Origin of the sequence: Parabacteroides sp. AF14-59 (assembly GCF_003479515.1) — a bacterium.
GTDB classification, from domain to species: Bacteria; Bacteroidota; Bacteroidia; order Bacteroidales; family Tannerellaceae; genus Parabacteroides; species Parabacteroides faecis.
In genome coordinates, this window is the sequence record NZ_QUHH01000023.1 from 22,691 (window position 1) to 39,812 (window position 17,122).

The 17,122-nt window shown below is 50.1% G+C and carries 7 protein-coding genes; all 7 read right to left on the minus strand.

What is annotated here, in order from left to right; all coding sequences use genetic code 11:
• Positions 1-42 precede the first annotated feature (42 nt).
• On the minus strand, positions 43-1,416 hold the full coding sequence (hemG, locus tag DWW23_RS20305; protein WP_122355592.1) for a protoporphyrinogen oxidase: 1,374 nt from the start codon (positions 1,414-1,416) through the stop codon (positions 43-45).
• 1 nt (position 1,417) lies between these two features.
• Positions 1,418-2,785 carry an oxygen-independent coproporphyrinogen III oxidase gene (gene hemN, locus DWW23_RS20310; RefSeq protein WP_122355594.1) on the minus strand — a complete coding sequence of 456 codons (1,368 nt, stop codon included), beginning with the start codon at positions 2,783-2,785 and terminating at the stop codon, positions 1,418-1,420.
• A gap of 2 nt (positions 2,786-2,787) precedes the next feature.
• Positions 2,788-3,993: an MFS transporter gene (locus tag DWW23_RS20315; RefSeq protein ID WP_122355596.1), complete on the minus strand. Its 1,206-nt coding sequence runs from the start codon at positions 3,991-3,993 to the stop codon at positions 2,788-2,790.
• 22 nt (positions 3,994-4,015) lie between these two features.
• Entirely contained in the window at positions 4,016-6,091 is a 2,076-nt protein-coding gene (locus tag DWW23_RS20320) for a TonB-dependent receptor (protein WP_122355598.1), read from the minus strand.
• 307 nt (positions 6,092-6,398) lie between these two features.
• Entirely contained in the window at positions 6,399-8,720 is a 2,322-nt protein-coding gene (locus DWW23_RS20325; protein ID WP_122355600.1) for a TonB-dependent receptor, read from the minus strand.
• Between the two features lie 153 nt (positions 8,721-8,873).
• Entirely contained in the window at positions 8,874-13,046 is a 4,173-nt protein-coding gene (locus tag DWW23_RS20330) for an MBG domain-containing protein (protein WP_122355602.1), read from the minus strand.
• Positions 13,047-13,065: 19 nt separating this feature from the next.
• A complete protein-coding gene (locus DWW23_RS20335; RefSeq protein ID WP_122355604.1) occupies positions 13,066-17,118 on the minus strand; it encodes a hypothetical protein in 4,053 nt (1,350 codons plus the stop codon).
• Positions 17,119-17,122: the final 4 nt, after the last annotated feature.

Sequence of the window (17,122 nt, forward strand, 5' to 3'; positions counted from 1 at the left end):
CATCCATGAACTTGTCTTTTTTACAAAGAAAGTAATTTTGACTTACATGAGCAAGTTTTCAGCAATACCTGTTGCCTGTCGGATCCGGTCGGCCATACCGATACCGCCTTTGATATTACCAGCCAGTATCAGACCGGGATAGCGTGTTTGTAATTTATCGATCGTAGCAAAACGTTCACCGCTGCTTAATTCATATTGAGGGATAGCATGGGCATGGCGGAAAATACGGATCATATCCGGCTGTATCCCGATCGGGAATTTCAACATCGCATGGAACTCATGTATCACCAAGGCCTTCAACTCGTCATCCGTCAAACGGGTCAGTTCCGACCGTTTGACACCACCGATAAAGAAAGAGAAGAGCGCCCCTCCTTTCGGTGCCCGGTTATCGAAACAGGCTGCCGGAAAAAGGATTCCCAACACATCTTTCTTTTCACAGGAAGGGACCAGCCCCCCGAAAGCATTAAAATGTAAATTCCCTGTATTACGGATACCGACGCTGACTTGTACTACCGGGGCATATTGCAGGTTGCTGATCTTATCCATATCTACTGCGGGGATAAACGGTAACAGAGCCGGCAATGCATAAGCGCCGCAGGTCGTTACCACCGTATTGGCATGAAGGGTTTGCTCCCCTTCCGATGTTTTATAAGTAGCCTGCCAGCCATTTTCCGACGGACGGATCGTGATACCGGAAGCCGATAGCGTGATATTCGGGCGGCCGATGGTTTCTTCCATAGCCTTCACCAGATTTTCCAAACCACCGGATGCGGAAAATACCTTCTTGGTTGCCAGCCGGTCACGGTCCGTTTTAGGTAACCGGGCTTTTGCGATCGTTCCCTTGATAAATCCACCGTATTGCTGTTCCAGATTGTATAATTTAGGTAAAGCATAACGAGTAACCAGCTTCAGCGGATCGCCCGCATAGACGCCGGATAAAAACGGATCGACTGCATAATTCAGGAAAGACTTTCCTAAACGCCGGGCGGCCAGTTCTCCTACCGATTCATCCGGATTCGTACCTTTGGCACGGAAGGGTTCTCCCAGGATACGGAATTTATCACTCAACGTGAATAAGGGGGTTGTCACGGCACTGAACAGGCCGGAAGGCAACGCACGGAATGAATTTCCTTTCCAGATGAGGCGGCACTTCGCCTCGTCATGGGCCGTCTCCAATTGACATGCCGGAGATAGAGCCGAAAACAATTCTGCCACTTCCGGATAAGAAACGACTCCTGTATTAGGACCGCTTTCAAAGATGAAACCATCTTCCCGGAAAGTATGTATCTGTCCTCCTACCCGGTCGTTACATTCCAGAATATGTACTTGTTTTCCTCCCCGCACGAGATGAAAAGCGGTGGTCAAACCGGTCAATCCGGCTCCGATTATCAGAATATCCGTAGTATGCTGTTCCATATCAGACTGGTTTTGAAAATGATTTATTTGAGTGAAGCATCAGTTTATCCAGCGATGCAGCCACATTACGAACAAAAAGGGCACCTTCGGAAGTCATGCGGATATGATCATCGTCATATTCGATCAGACCATCTTCGGCAAACTCCCGTATGCGATTCTCATCATAGGCCGTTGCCGCCTTTACCTCATCTACCGGACAAGACAGACGGGTTGCCACTTCCTGCCAGTTCAATGTATAATTACACATCAGCGTTTCGATCACTTCACGGGTAATCTGTTCGTCACGATTCAGTGTGTATCCTTTCGTTATAGCAAACGAACCGCTCCCGATCTGTTCGATATATCGATTGATGTCTTTGCTGTTTTGTGTATAGGCGGAACTCAACTGGCTTATACCCGTCACTCCGAAAGCATACACCTGTCCTGTCGTACGGCGGGTACAATAGCCCTGAAAGTTACGATGTAACTGTCCGTTTTGCCGGGCTGTGTAGAGTTCGTCGTCTTTGCGGACAAAATGATCCAGTCCGATCGTTTTATAACCGTTGCCACCTAATATTTCTTTGGCAGCTTCAAACATGCGGCTCTTTTCCTCACTGGCCGGAAGCCCGGCTTTTTCCAGGATCAACTGTTGCCGGTTGACCCAGGGAACGTGTGCATAAGAGAAAGTGACCAGACGGTCGGGTTGTAAAACAGCCGCCCGGGTGATGGTTTCGGAGAAGCTTTCGGCTGTCTGGAAAGGCAGTCCGTAAATAAAATCCATATTGATACGTGCACCTTTACTGCGTAGTATCCGGAAGATCATTTCAACCGGAAGCAAGGCCGGACGGCGGTTTACCGTCTTCAATACTTTCTCATCGAAATCCTGGACCCCCAGGCTAAAGCGGTTAAAACCTGCTTCTGCCAGGCATTGCCAGTATTCTTCGTCCAGATATCCGGGGTGGCATTCCACTGCTATTTCCGGCTGATCGATCGTCTCAAAACCGGATAGCAGATGCTCGTTCAGTTCCTTCAAAACATAGACCGGCATTGCGGTAGGGCTTCCTCCGCCATAATGGATCTGGGAGATTTTCCGTCCGGGAGCCAGACGCTCTTTCACCCGGTCGATCTCCTCATGTACGGCTTCTATATAACGTTCTACCACATCCCGGTTCATCATCGCAAACGAATTACATCCGCAATAATGGCAAAGATGACGGCAAAAAGGAATATGCACATAAAATGAGATGTGTCCCGGACTGGCGGTGTTAGAGGCTTCTATGGCAGATTCATAATCCGTATTTGTAAATGTATCCGTAAAATAATTGGCCGGGGGATAACTGGTATATCTCGGAACCGGCACATTATATTTCTGTAATAAGTCCTGTATCATAACTATGCTGTTTCTTTCTCTTTTCTGAACACGATCAATATATAAACAAACGACAAGACAGCCAGGCTGACTTCAAAGAAAAACAATCCGTGATAGCCGGTATGGTCGGCAATCTTTCCGCTCAATATCGCCATCAGCATCCCGCTCAAATGGGTAATGACTGTCTGTATCGTAAAGTCGGTACCTTCCCGTCCGGGGCGTACGCAATCCATCGCCGTAGTATAAACAACGATCGTCGCCATGCCGTAACTCCCCCAAAGCAAGGCAATACCGGCATACAACATGCCGAGCGTCGGGGTAACATATGAAAGCCCCAGGAAGTAAAGCGTGGCAAGCAATACAAAGACGGAAAACAGGATACGCGCCCAATGCCGCCCGATCCGCCGTACGACAAACCCTCCGATAAAAGAAAAAACAAAACCGAAGGAAGTTCCGACCACGCCACTCATCACCCCAATCTCTTTCATAGAATATCCCAGGTCGACCAGATATGGCTTCAACATCGCCAATGTACCGATCAGTCCGGAATAATAGAGGAACAGGAAACCGATCTGTTTCCATATATTCTTTTGGGTAAAGAAATAAAAGACATCTGCTTTCTTCGCCCTTTCATGCGTATCTTTCGGAGCAATCTCCAGGCCGCGGTTGAACAGCAACGGAAGCAAAGCCACGATCACGAACAGAGCCACACACGGCAGCAGGCTGTTCCAACCCAATTGCTTAAACAACAGCAGCAACACCCCGCCGCCGATCATAGAACCGCCGAAGCTGCCCATCGACTGCATACTGTTCACCAGACTTTTATCCTTCCGGTTAAAGGAAAGGACAGCCAGTGCATCGGTCGCAATGTCCTGTGTGGCTGAAGCGATAAAAGATACGATGATCAAAGCGATGATGGTATAAAAGTCCGTTTTAAAATCGAGGAAAGCAACGGCAAAGATCAGGATGGCATAGATCAGCTCGGAAGAGAAGATCCACCGCTTGTAATCGCCCGTTGTCCGGGCATGACGGTCCACCATCGGCGACCACAGGAACTTCAGGATCCAGGGCAGCTTGATCAGTTGCAGCAGTCCGATGGCTGACAAAGAGAAATTCTCCTGCCTCATCATCACCGGGATCACGGTAGAGAAAAAACTCATCGGAATGGTCTGCGCAATGTACAGACAGAAGAAAGTTCCGAGATTAAACGCTTTATTTTTTTGTATCATATCTTATCAGATGTAAGCCATATCAAAGTGCTATCGCCACACTTCCGCCAATCGTAAACGGCCGGCCCGACTGTGCCAGACCTTTTCCTGCCGATTCGAAATAAAAAGCGGTATATTGTGTATCGGTGATATTCTTAGCCCAGATTGCAAAGGTAGCGAATCCTTTGGTTATTGACACTTTTCCGTTCAATTGTCCGTAAAAAGGTTGGGAAACTTTGTTATCCTCTTTCCAGTGGATCCGTCCCACTCCGGTAAAATTCGTACTGATCATGATACGGTCGATATGGGAACAAGGTGTCGGAATCGTATAATCGGCACCGACGGCAAAGGTATGCGAAGGCACCATCGGGAGATAATTGCCCGAATAATCGATCTTTTTCTTCTCATCGACATACTCCTTAAACGTAGCATGGGTGAAACCATAATTCACCTGCACCATCAGCCCGTTCACCGGATTCCCCTGCAAGCTAACCTCTACCCCTTTACTCTCGCTCCGTCCGGCATTGGTCAACATCGAACCACGTCCGGAGGGAAGGGTCTGGCTGATCTGCTGATTCTTCCAGTCGATCCAGAAGAAAGCGATATCGGCACGCAAGCGGTTATCCAGAAATGGATGCTTACCGCCTATCTCGTAGTTCCAGCTTGTTTCCGGGCGGAAAGAGCGATCCTCTTCACGTTCAAAAGAGGTATTGAATCCGCCGGTCTTATATCCTTTGGTCACAGTCGCATAAAGGATACCGGAAGACGGGAATAGATACTGTAAGGCAAACTTAGGCGTCACCTGGCTGAATTTCAGTTTACTGTAGAAAGCATCCGATTGTTCCGTTTTCTCTTCCGTATCTTTAAAACCGACAAAATCGGTAGAGGCACGTTCGTAATCATACCGTATACCGACAGTAGCGGAGAGGCCGTCGAACAACAGATCATCGAAAGTGGACTGGTGATACAAGGCAAAGCCATAAGTCGGCGTATCATAGAATTTGCGGGTTGTGTATTTTTGTGCCAGATAATCAAGTATCACCGTATTATCGATCCCCTGCCAGAATCCGAAAGCACCGAACAGCCATTTATACCGGTTGGCCGTTGTCGATTTCAGATTCAGCTCTTCCGAAAACATCTTCTGCTTCTGGTCTTGCCGGGCAAAATAAACGCTTGCCGGAGAAAAATCCTGGTCGATACCCTGATGGTCCGACAAATATTGAAAGGCTGTTTTACTGCTCAGGCTATATCCGGTTCCTTTATACTCTGCTGTAAGGCCGGTTGTCGACAGAACGCGTTTATAAAAACTATAGTCGTTATAGTTTACCTCACCGGGCTTATGGGTCAGCGAATCGCAGACTGCATAAGGGTATCCTCCCTGTTTGGAATAATCATAGGAACTCATCAAACCCAGCGACCATTGCTGCGTCGGCTGCCATTCCAGACGAATACGCCCGGAGCCACTTTTCTGGTCATCGGCCTTCTTGTCGGTAAAGGTATTGGTGAAATAGCCGTCGCTCCTGTTATAATCGGCAGAAAGGGAATAGCCGAATTTCTCCCCTATCTTCGCATAGCGGGAAAGGGCATAATCGCGGACACCGTACGTTCCGTTGGAGATCGAGGCGTTCATTCCCTGAAACTTCAGGGGGGATTTGGTATATACGTTGATGATCCCTCCCATCGTATTACGTCCGTATAAGGTTCCCTGCGGCCCGCGCAATACTTCGACACGGTCTATTTCAGCAAAGTCAAAATCGAATGCCGACTTTTCAAAGTAAGGGATACCATCCACATAAAGCCCGACGGAAGGAGCGTTGATCTTTGAACCGACCCCGCGGATATAGACCGGAGAGGTCAGTTTCGAGCCGTAATCAGGCATAAAGAGGTTCGGAATGAATGAACTGAATTCCTTGATACTTGTAATGTTCTTATTCTGTATGGCTGTACCGGTAACAGACGATGCCGACAGCGGCTCCAGGCGCAGATCCCTGTTTTGTTTGAATGACTGGACTACAACCTCGTTCAAATCAATCTGACGGACTTTCGTGGTATCCTGGTCGTCTGCTCGTGCAGGTAAAGCAGAAAGAAACAAACAGCAGGACAAAAGTAATATCTTCATATAAATTATTTTTAGAAATAATTGAACTATCCGAACAAGCCATCAGTCATAAATAAAACATGCTTAGTTACAGGTTCATTTGCCGTTGGTTTTAACCAACGGATTAGTAAATGATCTCTCTCTTTGGACTTTAGTCCCATTTAAGCAGTCTCTCTATTGAAGACAAATGTGGCTGAAGCCAAAAAAGAGAGAAAACTTGTAAACCGTCAGTTAAAACTGACGGCAAATAGACCTGTAATGAAGAAGTCTCTTTGATAAGGGGATAGCCCACATTTGACAAATTTCGAATCATTCCAACCGGATCTATTTAGAAAGTTACCGCAACCTCTGCCCCGATCTGGAACGGTTTGCCTTTTTGTATAAATGAATTATCAAATGATTCGAAATAAAAAGCCTGATAATCCGTATTCGTTATATTGCGGCTCCATACATTCAGGCTGACAGCACCTTTGCGCACACCGGCCTTCGCATTCAATACGGCATAAAAATCCTGGCTGATATCATTCTTTTCCGTCCAGAAGATCTTCCCTGCTCCGGAACATTGTGCTGAGACGGTAAACTGGTCGAACCAACTGCTCCGCAACAATTTGGTATAGTTCAATCCCAGACTGACGGTGTGGCGCGGAGTGTATGGGATGAAGTTATCTTTATAATTTATCTCCGTTTCGTTTTTATCCAACGTCTTATAATCACGGAAAGTAGCACGAGTGAAACCATAATTCAAATCAGCCGTCAGCCCCTCGGCAATACGGCTGCGAAGGCTTACCTCCACACCATAACTGTCAGCCTTGCCTCCATTGGTGATCATGCGTCCGCTTCCCCCTTTGGCAAATGTCGTCAACTGAATATCCTGAATATCCATATAAAAAAGTGTCAGTTCGGCATGCAGACGGTCCTTGATCAATTCGCTACGGATGCCCATTTCATAATTCCAGCTATGCTCCGGTTTATAGGCAGCTACCTCTTCCACCTCTGCCGGCTTCTTTGCCTGGTTGGGCATGAACTTCGACATCAGGTCATACCGGGCATATTCCTGCACCAGATCACCAAACATCTGCACATTGTAGCCTCCCGTCTTATACCCTTTGGCAACCGATACATACGTAAACGTACCCGGCGAACACTGATACCTCACAGACACCTTAGGCAACACCTGCAAAAAGTCCTGCGATGTTTTACCTTCCAATCTTGTCTCGACAGGCAGAACACCCATAGGACGTCCTCCCATCGACACACCTATCTTCATACTATCTACCGAAGAGTCGTAATTCAGCTTTGCCTTTTCATAATCCAGCCGGATACCTGCCGTTACAGACAGTCCGTCCGTAAATAAGTTGTTATAAGTGGACTGGTGGAAGACTGCAAAACCGAATGTCGGCGTTTCAAAATATCCGGGGAAATAAATCTGATTCTTATCATCACCGTATACGGTCAATTGCGGAGCCTTGGGGTTACCGGCCACGATCTCATCAAAGGCTTTCTGCAGGACATCTTTCAGACCATCCTCCTTAAACATCACCGGACCATCTGTTTTCAGGCTATTATAAAAGCCGTATGCACCGAAGCTCCATTGATAATTCTTCTGGTGATTCGACCGGATCGCCACCTCTTCACTCCAGGCATATTGCTTTTGTTTCTGGTTCAGTGTGAAAATAGACTTCTCCGTATAATCCTGGTCCATCTTCATATCATCCTTCAGATACTGGTAGGCAGTAGTGGAAGAAAGCAGTATCTTATCCGTTTTCCATTCCAGATAAAGGCTATTATTCAGCATATTCCGTTCATAGGAACTGGGATCGTTGATGCGGATCGGAGCGACCGTCCCTGTTGCCTTATCAAACAGTCCGTAAGGAAAAGCCCGTTGATTGACATAGTCGTAGTTGAATGTATATTGCGCTTTCAGGTTCGGCTTGATAAGCCAGTCCAGTTTGAAACGACCACCTGCCGACTCTTCTTTATCAGCCCGGGTATTATTATATTCGTTGACAAAGAATCCGTCATTCCGGTCGTAATAACCGCTAAGAGAAATACCGACATGGTCGCTCAATTTATTGTAATGCGAAGCCTTCGCCTTGAATGCCCCATAATTTCCACCGGATAAGGAGATTTTGGTTCCCTGATAATTTAATGGCGAAAGTGTATAAATATTCACGATCCCTCCCATCGCATTACGTCCGTACAAAGTTCCCTGCGGACCACGCAACACTTCCATACGCTGGATATCATTGAGTTCAAAATCGAATGTGCTCTTATCCAGATACGGCACGTTATCCACATACAGTCCGATCGACTGTCCGCTGCTCCGTGCACCGATACCCCGGATATAAATAGCCGAAGTCATCTTGGAACCATAGTCCGGCATATACAGGTTGGGAACGAACGAACTGATATCTTTCAACGCATCGATCTGACGTCCTGAAATAGCCTGCGGGGAAAGGATGGAAACAGAACCGGGCAACAAACGTAAATCGTTCGTCTCTTTCGTAGACGAAGTCACAATGACCTCATCGATGTTATACGTTTTGATCGTATCATTCTCGTTGATATTCACTTTCACTTCGTCAGCCTTCAACGTTTGTAAACCAAGAAGAGAGCCGGCAGCCAGGACATACAGGTAGCGTTGTTTCATCGTGTTCGAACTATTAGTATTTTACGATTGCAAAGGAATAGGAAAGATAGAAGACAATCAATCACTAGATGTAGTGATTTTAACAAATAAAAAGAGGGGATGTAAAAAGTCTGTTACAGACTTTTACATACCCTCTCCAGATGCCGGTCACCCCTACCGGTCAATCCTTATCTTCAACCGATAAACAGTTCCGTTTTCCTCTAAAGAAGCAATATAAATACCTTCTTCCAGGGAAGTAACAACTGTGCTGCCCGATAATTTCTGTTTCCGGACCAACTGTCCGTTCATCCGGTAAATATACAAGACGGAATGAGTGGCAAAAGGATGAACATACAGGCAACTCCCGGCACTATACATTTCTGCTTTTCCACCCGGAGACAGCACCTCCGTTCCGGTCGGGACACCGAATGTCGCCACCAGCAACGAATCCGCTTTCACCCCACGGAACAAATAACTGCCGGGTTTTCCAACCGGTTTCAACTGCTTCTCCGTACCGGTTTCGACCTTATCCAATACCCCGTTTTTCCCGACATGAATAATAAACTGGTGATTACTTCCTTCCGCCACCCGTACACAGCCGGGAGTCACGAAGCCACCTTTACCCACAGTCCGTGAAGTCAATGTATAAACGGGAATACCCATATTACAGAACACAGCCTCGATCGTCATATTACTTTGTATATTCTGCAAACGATATTCCGTCACAGCCCCTACACTATTGCCATTTAAACGGAGATCCACCAACTGCTGGCTATATCCGGGAGTCACCGCAATATCCAGGCCGGCTCCCTGCTCCACGACAGTCGTACCGGGTGTAACCGTCCCCAGCCCCGTACTACGGACCCAAACAGTAAACTCAGTCGGCTTCGGATCAGGAACATCCGGTATATCAGGAATGTCGGGTCTATCAGGATCCGGATCGTCCGGATCGTCCGGTTCCACAGGGTCATCCGGATCATCGGGATCAGGCGGATAAGAAGTCCTGATAAACCGGGCCTCTATCGAGGCGGAAATATACATATCCCTGACAACTACGCCCTGATTATCCAGTGCATCCACGGTATAATCCGCCCCTCCTATCAATAACTTTTCAAACCGGAAATAAGGATCGGCTTTTGTCTCGATACGAACCTTCGTACCCGATTCGACAAGGCTTCCCGACGGTAATACCCTGCCGTCGTCAGCCTGTTTCACCTCTAATGTTCCTCCGGACGGACGGCTATAGGTCAGTACGACCGGCAACGACATCGCCACCATCTTCACCCCGATGTTATCTTTCACCACGAAAAAGTTATCCCCGTCCGACGGAATAAAGCGGACCGGAAAAGAACCGTCATCGGTTACCTGCGTCCGCGGAATATCCCAGACAAAGGAACCCGGCACTATCCCGAACCCATCCGCTTTTGCCACTCCACCTTCCAGCGCGGCATCCTCCAGAAAAGCTCCTTTCGCCAAAACAGCTGCCACCGGCTTCTTTTCTATCACAGGCGTTGCCTTGCCTATCGTCATCGACAGCGTTTTCTTACAGGCTTGCCACATCTCGTCCTCTTCACGGGAGATAACCACCTCATAAGTACCGGCATTCACCGGAACGACCGCTTTATGATCCTTATCGTGATACTCCACATTCCAACCACCCACAACCGGATCGGAAGAAACTGCAACCTGCTTCGATGTACCGTCATAAACAAGCGACACCGGCTGCTTCACCGTCACTTCCAGACTACCGGGCGACGACGGGTCCGCTTTCCTGGCAAAACGGGCAACCACATCCAGATCGGAAACGACCGGCAACATATACGGATTACTGTTATAAAGCGTCCCGTTGATCAGGAATCCCTCAAAACGATACCCACTGAGAAGCTTTGCTTTCAATGTCAGCCCCATACCTTCGTAAAAGACTGTACCGTCCGGACACAGCATATCCCCGTTATAGAGAGCAGCTTCTCCTCCTTCCCCGACAGTCAGCGTTACACGATGGCTGACACCGGGCTGCCCTGCCACCTGCAAATACACCTTTCCGGTCGCCGGTTTGTAGTTCGTAAGGTCGGCAGGTGTAAAAACGATATCCTGATAACCGGAAGCAGTCACCGTCAGTTTATTACCGGCGGCAGAAGCATTGCTCCAGGCAAAAACACCCGGAACCGGTTTCGACAGGTAAGCAGCCGTTCCTCCATTCAAGGTAGCTGTCGTACTGGCTAATGCACCTGCCACCTGATCTTCCGAACAGTCTATCCCGGTGATCTGCGGCGTTGCCCGGCCGATTTCCAGTCCCCCTTTCACCAACTGCTCGAAAGCGGCAAAATGCTCATCCGCCGGACGGCTTAACTTCACATCGTATAAACCCGCATCACGCGGCGTGGCAACCTGATCGTTCAAATAGTAAGTAACCTTTATATGATCGGTTACACCACCCGGTAAAGTACGTACGGCGAAAGAACGAATCTCACGATCATACACCACCTGTTGCGGCGACAGGTCGATACCCAGCGGCGCATCGGGATCAGGATTCCCCGGATCGGGCGTCGTACCGATCTCATCCTTTTTATCGAAAGAGGCACTTAGTATCAGATCCTCCGTCAGGCTGGCACTACGGCTGACCGTTATATCCCTCGTACCGGCAAGAATACGCGACAAGGCATATCCCTCGTTCGGAGTCGCAATGACGGAAACGGCAGCCCCATACGGATAACGCTCGCCCGAAGTAACCGGACTTCCGCCGACCGTAGCTTCCAACGTCCCCCCCTGGGGAGATACCAGCACTATAGGATACATATTCCGCTCCATCCCCACCATAAAGGTAACCGGGCCAGTCATCTGCCAGACAGCCGTATTCATTCCCCCTCCTGTCAGGAACTCCACCGGATTTCCGTTGGCAGTCAGCGAAACAAGGCGTTCCGTATTGGTATTGGCTACCATCAGCGTTAACATTGTCCCGCCAGCCACCTCGCGACCACTGGCAACCGACGTATTCCCGTCCCTTACGATAAGCGGGGTAGGATAAACCACCTTATGAGCATCCGCCGTACTCCCTGCATCCTTAAAACGGATACCCAAGGAGATATCTTCCCGTACCGTCAACCGGTTTCCCGACAAGGCCGAAACAGGCGTTACATCATACGCTTCAAACACTTTATCCGTACCGGCCCTGTTTCCCAATTCCAGTACGGTCCCGTAATTGTATTCCGTATCACCGGAAATAGCCCCGTTTCCGTTAACCGTCAAGGTGCCGTCCGATACTTCCGGAGCCGTTATCGTTACCTTGTACTTATTTACAGTGAACAAGGCATTTACAGCCACGTTTTCCGTTACCGTCACTTTACTACCGGAAAGCAAAGAGGCAGGTTCTACCTTATAACTCTTAAAACCATACCCGGCAGCCGCCTCATTCGCCAGTTCCAGTTCAGTGCCGTATCCTACCCGATGCGTTCCCGGCAGCAAAGCTGTCTCCCCGTTCTTCACCGTCAGCCTGCCGCCTTCCGGCGTTTCCACCGTGACGATACAGGTCGCCTTTTCAAAAACGGCATTCAGGGAGACATCACCTTTCACCACAAACGACTCACCGTCGAGCGAAACACCGTCTACCGTCAGTGACGACAGGGCATAACCTTTACCCGGGGTGGTTTTCACCTTTAAGACGCTTCCGTAAGGTACTTTATCATCTTTGGCAACCGTCTGATCCGGTTCAGCCGTCACGATTAGAGAACCATTCTCGATATCGCCCCAGGTCACCCGGCAATCGATCCCTTTGAACGTAGCAAATATCGAATGAGGTGCCTCTATATCCGTAAGGATGAACGAAGAAGTATTTCCTTTCGACACATCATCCACCGTTATATCGGCAATCTCATAACCGGCATCCGGAGTTATGGTAAATGTCTGGCTACCGCCTTTCACCACTTGTACCACAGCCGGAACGATGCTTCCTCCTTTTCCGGCAGATGCCGACAGATCGAAACGGTTCGCCGTGAATGTTGCCGTCAGCGTATGATCGGCGGATAGACCGACGAAGGTATAGACATAAGCAGACTTTCCCGCCACAAGAGCAGCATCTACGGAGACGCCGTCCACCGACAAGCTCCCGATCTCGAAGCCCTTCGTTGCCGTAACGGTAAATGCCTGGTCCGTTCCCCCTTTGACGGATACTTTCCCGGAGGCATCCCCGGCAGGCGATATCGTACCTCCGGCAGCTTGTATCACAGTTATTGTTTTATTTCCGGTAGACGGACTATCAGGACCGTCAGGGCCTACCACCTCCTGTGCCCCGGCTCCCATAGACAGGAGTAACAGGCAGCACAGGTATATTTGTCGGATATATTGTTTCATTTTTTTCTCTGGTTGATTTCTATTCTGTTACAAACACTTTCTCCCGGTTCACAAGGTACAGGCCGCCCGCTAAGGGCAGGAATGTTTCACCTGCCGGGACACGGATCATCCTGTATAACCGTCCGTTATACGTATAGATATAAAGCGGTGTCGCAGTAGTCGCATGTACCCGTATGCCACCCCGGCCCCCCTGCACCTGTAACTTTCCGGAAACAGGTAGTAATGTTTCATTAGCCGTCGGCAACCCCGCCATACGGAGCGAGGCATGTGTAGCCAGTGTCCGTTCATCGGTCAGCAGGTAGCTGCTGAAAGGAGGTATCTCTACCGGATTGGCAGCCGAAGCCTGTTGCCGTATATACTCCGTTCCGTCGGCATTCAGCCGGTAGAAAGGAACGGATAAGCGATAAGCATAGAGTACCCCCGTCGTTTGTTGCCGGAACTCATTGTCGGACGGTTTCGCCACTTCCAACGGTTTGCGGTTCAGATACTGGTTAGGAGACGAGACGAAAGAGATTGCCATGTCCGGATTACTTTTCGTCGTCAGTCCTTCAGGCACGGCAATGATATAGCCCGTATTCGCCTGTAACCGTTCTTCCGCAACATAGCCGAACGAACCCTCCGCCAATGTCTGCAACCAGAAATGTCCTCCCGTACCAGAAATCAGATAAGGAGAAAGTTCCACCGGCTTTCCATCGAGTACTGCAGTAATACTACGCGGGGCATATGGCAGCGAAAAAGCCTCCCAATGATTACTTTCAGCGAAAGTCCGGCGATAAACGATCCCGCCGGTAGCCAGTACCGCCTCCTCGCAAACCAGCTGCGAAGCATTCCCCATCGTCACCCGGTGAAGCGTTTTCAACTGGCCGGACGTAGCGATCGTCAGTGTCTTTCCCGGAGCAATCGCCACGTTACAACCCTGATTGGCGCCATCCGTCCAGGTTGCATCCGCATCCACTCCGACCAACCGGTATGCTCTACTACGGATATTATGTTCCGGTAACCCCGGCTGTAAAGTCGTCTCATACGTCTCGCCGGATATACTGAACCGTATATCTTCCTCGTCAGTTACAACCGGAAGCCACAGGCAGGCGTTTCCGTCACGTGTAAGAACCTCCGCCGAAGTTCCTCCGACCGGCCGGTCATAAGAAATAATTTCCGATGAAGCAGGTAAAGAAGCAGAAACTGGCAATCCTTCCACCGACAGGCGATAAACCTCATCTCCGGCGCAAACCACCGTACCGCTCATCTTCACATCGGGCGATACATACACCAATCCATTCAACCAAACCGTCCCGTAGAGATACCCTTTATCTTTCATACTGGCCCCGCTTCCGTCGATGATCACCAATGTAGCAGATACGTCGAAAGCCGCATCGCTGGCGAGCGACAATTTCTTTCCGTTCAGGTCGATCACCACATGCTTACCGATCATCTGCATCCCCCTTAAAGTCTGGTCCGCCACCAGTTTGACCGTTCCCCCGTCAGCAGCAAGAACCGCCTCCAACGCTGTCGCGAACGAAGCATAATATTGTGTACCGACCATCGCCACATTCTTACCCGCTTCCATATCGAACCGGTTATTATGTGTCGCCTGTATCATGATATCCGCCAACGTGCAGGTCCGGGAAACCGTCCCGGTAAGTATCGTTTTCAGATCGTATGCTCCGCCTTCCGCCTGCAACCAGCCATAGGCAAGAGACTGCCCGATCCCATTCGGCTTACCGGTAAAGAAAAGCGTTCCGCTCTGTGCGTCATGGAAACTCCAGGTTCCGCCATCCGCACTCCGGGGAAGTGAAAAAGCCGTACGGTAAACCGTCTTCCCGTTCAACGTGACCAGGCCGGATAAGGAAACGGAACTTTCCACACACACGGCATCCGTCACACTGAAATTTCCCGGCATCACCCCTTTCTCCAAACTGCTGTATATATCCAGACTACCACTGCCGGAAGTACTGAATCCCGCCCCGGTCGCCATATCGAGCGTATATTCCCGCAAGTCCAGTTTCAGTTGCTTCGTGTCGGCAACCGTCACCGGCACATCCAGCTTTGTATTTTGTTGCAGCACAATTTTATCCGTCCCGGCCGCAGCGGCAAAAGCATCCGCCAATGAAGTATAAGGCACCGAACCGATCACCGCCACCACTGCCGGTTCACGGACAATCACCGTATTAGCATGCGAAGCAATGACCTGCACCCCCGCCGCCGTGTACGTATTGCCGGAAACAGACAGCGTCAACGTTTCCGGCTGTACACTGGCGGGCAGCCACAGGCAAGCCACCTTATCCCTTATAAAGCAAGCCTGCCCGGTCAACGCCCCCAAGCTGTAAGTAGCAAGACCATCCACCGCATCCACGGTATTCACAGTCACCAGCACCCTGTACAGTTGATCGCCGTTTTCATCTAGTACCAGCCCGATATTGGCCGAAGCCACATCTTTACCGATATAAATATTCCCTTTGATACGGAATGTCCCGGTAATCCGTCCCGTCCCCCTGTCCGCATCGCAGATACGCAGGCAGGCACCGGCAGCCGAGGCATCGAGCATACAGTTCTCACCCGTCAGGGTATGCCCGTCCAGATGCAGTTCCGTCCGAACATTGTTCCCTATCAGATGGCTATGCACGTTCTCACCGCTCAAAGAGACATTGCGCAGCAGCCATAACTGGCTGCCGCTCTGAGTACCCGCTTCATTCAATCCGGTATGGAAGGTTGCATAAGGCGTTCCGGCATCCGTACCCGGCGTTTGCCCGGCAGCATAAAGCACCGCTTCACTATCCCCCGTACGTAAATCGGTCTGATTATCGTGGTTCGCCTGGATAAGCACCCCCTCTTTCGTCAGGGAATTACCGCTGATGGTCAGCGTGAAAGGAGCAGCGGCATGTGCCGGCAACCACAAATAAGCGACAGGCGCAGCTGCTTCGATCAGAGCGGTAGCAGTCAGCCCCTTTTCACTACCATAACTACAAACGACAGGATCACGGTCTGCCGTCCCGCCGGGCAATACCAGACGGGTACGGTACACCTGTTGTTGCGTACCGCCTTTCTTTTGCGAGACGGCAGCAGCCGGAAGATTCACCGTACGGTCGGCTACGACCTCTCCCTCCACAGTAAAACCACCGGTCACGTTACCCGATCTCATACGAAGTCGCTTCCCGTCCGCCACCTTGAAACCCGCACTGCCGGAAGCCGTCAACTGCCAGTTGTTCAGATCGAATGTCACATCATACGCCGTCTCCAGCACTTCCGCCAACGAAGCGTTTGCCAGCAGTTTCACCGTCGCCTCACCGCTAAGGGCATCGAATGCCTCTTTCAGGGTGGCATAACTGGTAGTCGCCGCCCCGACGGTCAGCTCCGCCACATCCACGTCCGGGTTCGTTGCAGCCGTTTCCCAGGATAATACCAGGTTCTCCGCCTGCTGCGTGACGGTCAACGGATCGGTCGTATAGGTCTTCGGGGTAGCAGTCCCGGCAGGCGTATAGGTAAATGTAACCGCCACAGCCGCCATACTCTGAGGCAACCAGCAGCAAAGCATATCGCCTTTTTGCGCCAGGCGGCTCACCCGTGTTTTTCCGTAAGATACCGTCGTCACCTTTCCGGCCGCTTCATTGCCCGGCAACTTGATCAGCACCCGGTAAAGGCTTTGGGCAGGGGTACCGCCCGTTACCCCTACCCCCGGCATTTTCACATCTGTTCCGGCAAAAAGATTACCGGCTCCATCCAGGATGAACGAACCGCTGAGGGTCCCGTTCTTCAATTCCAGCGTTTTGTCAAGAGAGATATCGAACGTCGTACCCGAAGCACAAGTCAGCGAATAAGCCGACAGGTCGAACGTTGTATTATAATCCACGGAAAGCGTCGAAGTGCCATCCTGTATGACACCGATCAGCAAAGCGATCTCTTTGCCGTCGGTACCCACCGCCTCAAAGGCTTCCGTCAGGGAGGTATATTTCGTCCCGTCCATTTCAGCGACTTCCCATTTCAGATCGGGACCGTCGTCCGGGTCGACCAGCTGCGCACGTGCCGGAACCAGCAGTGTGCACAACAGCAACCCTATGATATATAGTCTATTCATTTTC

What these genes read in the sequence shown, in the direction of transcription:
- DWW23_RS20315 (WP_122355596.1), bottom strand. Translation starts at nt 3,993, where the DNA reads ATGATACAAAAAAATAAAGCGTTTAATCTCGGAACTTTCTTCTGTCTG.
- DWW23_RS20335 (WP_122355604.1), bottom strand. Translation starts at nt 17,118, where the DNA reads ATGAATAGACTATATATCATAGGGTTGCTGTTGTGCACACTGCTGGTT.
- hemN (WP_122355594.1), bottom strand. Translation starts at nt 2,785, where the DNA reads ATGATACAGGACTTATTACAGAAATATAATGTGCCGGTTCCGAGATAT.
- DWW23_RS20325 (WP_122355600.1), bottom strand. Translation starts at nt 8,720, where the DNA reads ATGAAACAACGCTACCTGTATGTCCTGGCTGCCGGCTCTCTTCTTGGT.
- DWW23_RS20330 (WP_122355602.1), bottom strand. Translation starts at nt 13,046, where the DNA reads ATGAAACAATATATCCGACAAATATACCTGTGCTGCCTGTTACTCCTG.
- hemG (WP_122355592.1), bottom strand. Translation starts at nt 1,416, where the DNA reads ATGGAACAGCATACTACGGATATTCTGATAATCGGAGCCGGATTGACC.
- DWW23_RS20320 (WP_122355598.1), bottom strand. Translation starts at nt 6,091, where the DNA reads ATGAAGATATTACTTTTGTCCTGCTGTTTGTTTCTTTCTGCTTTACCT.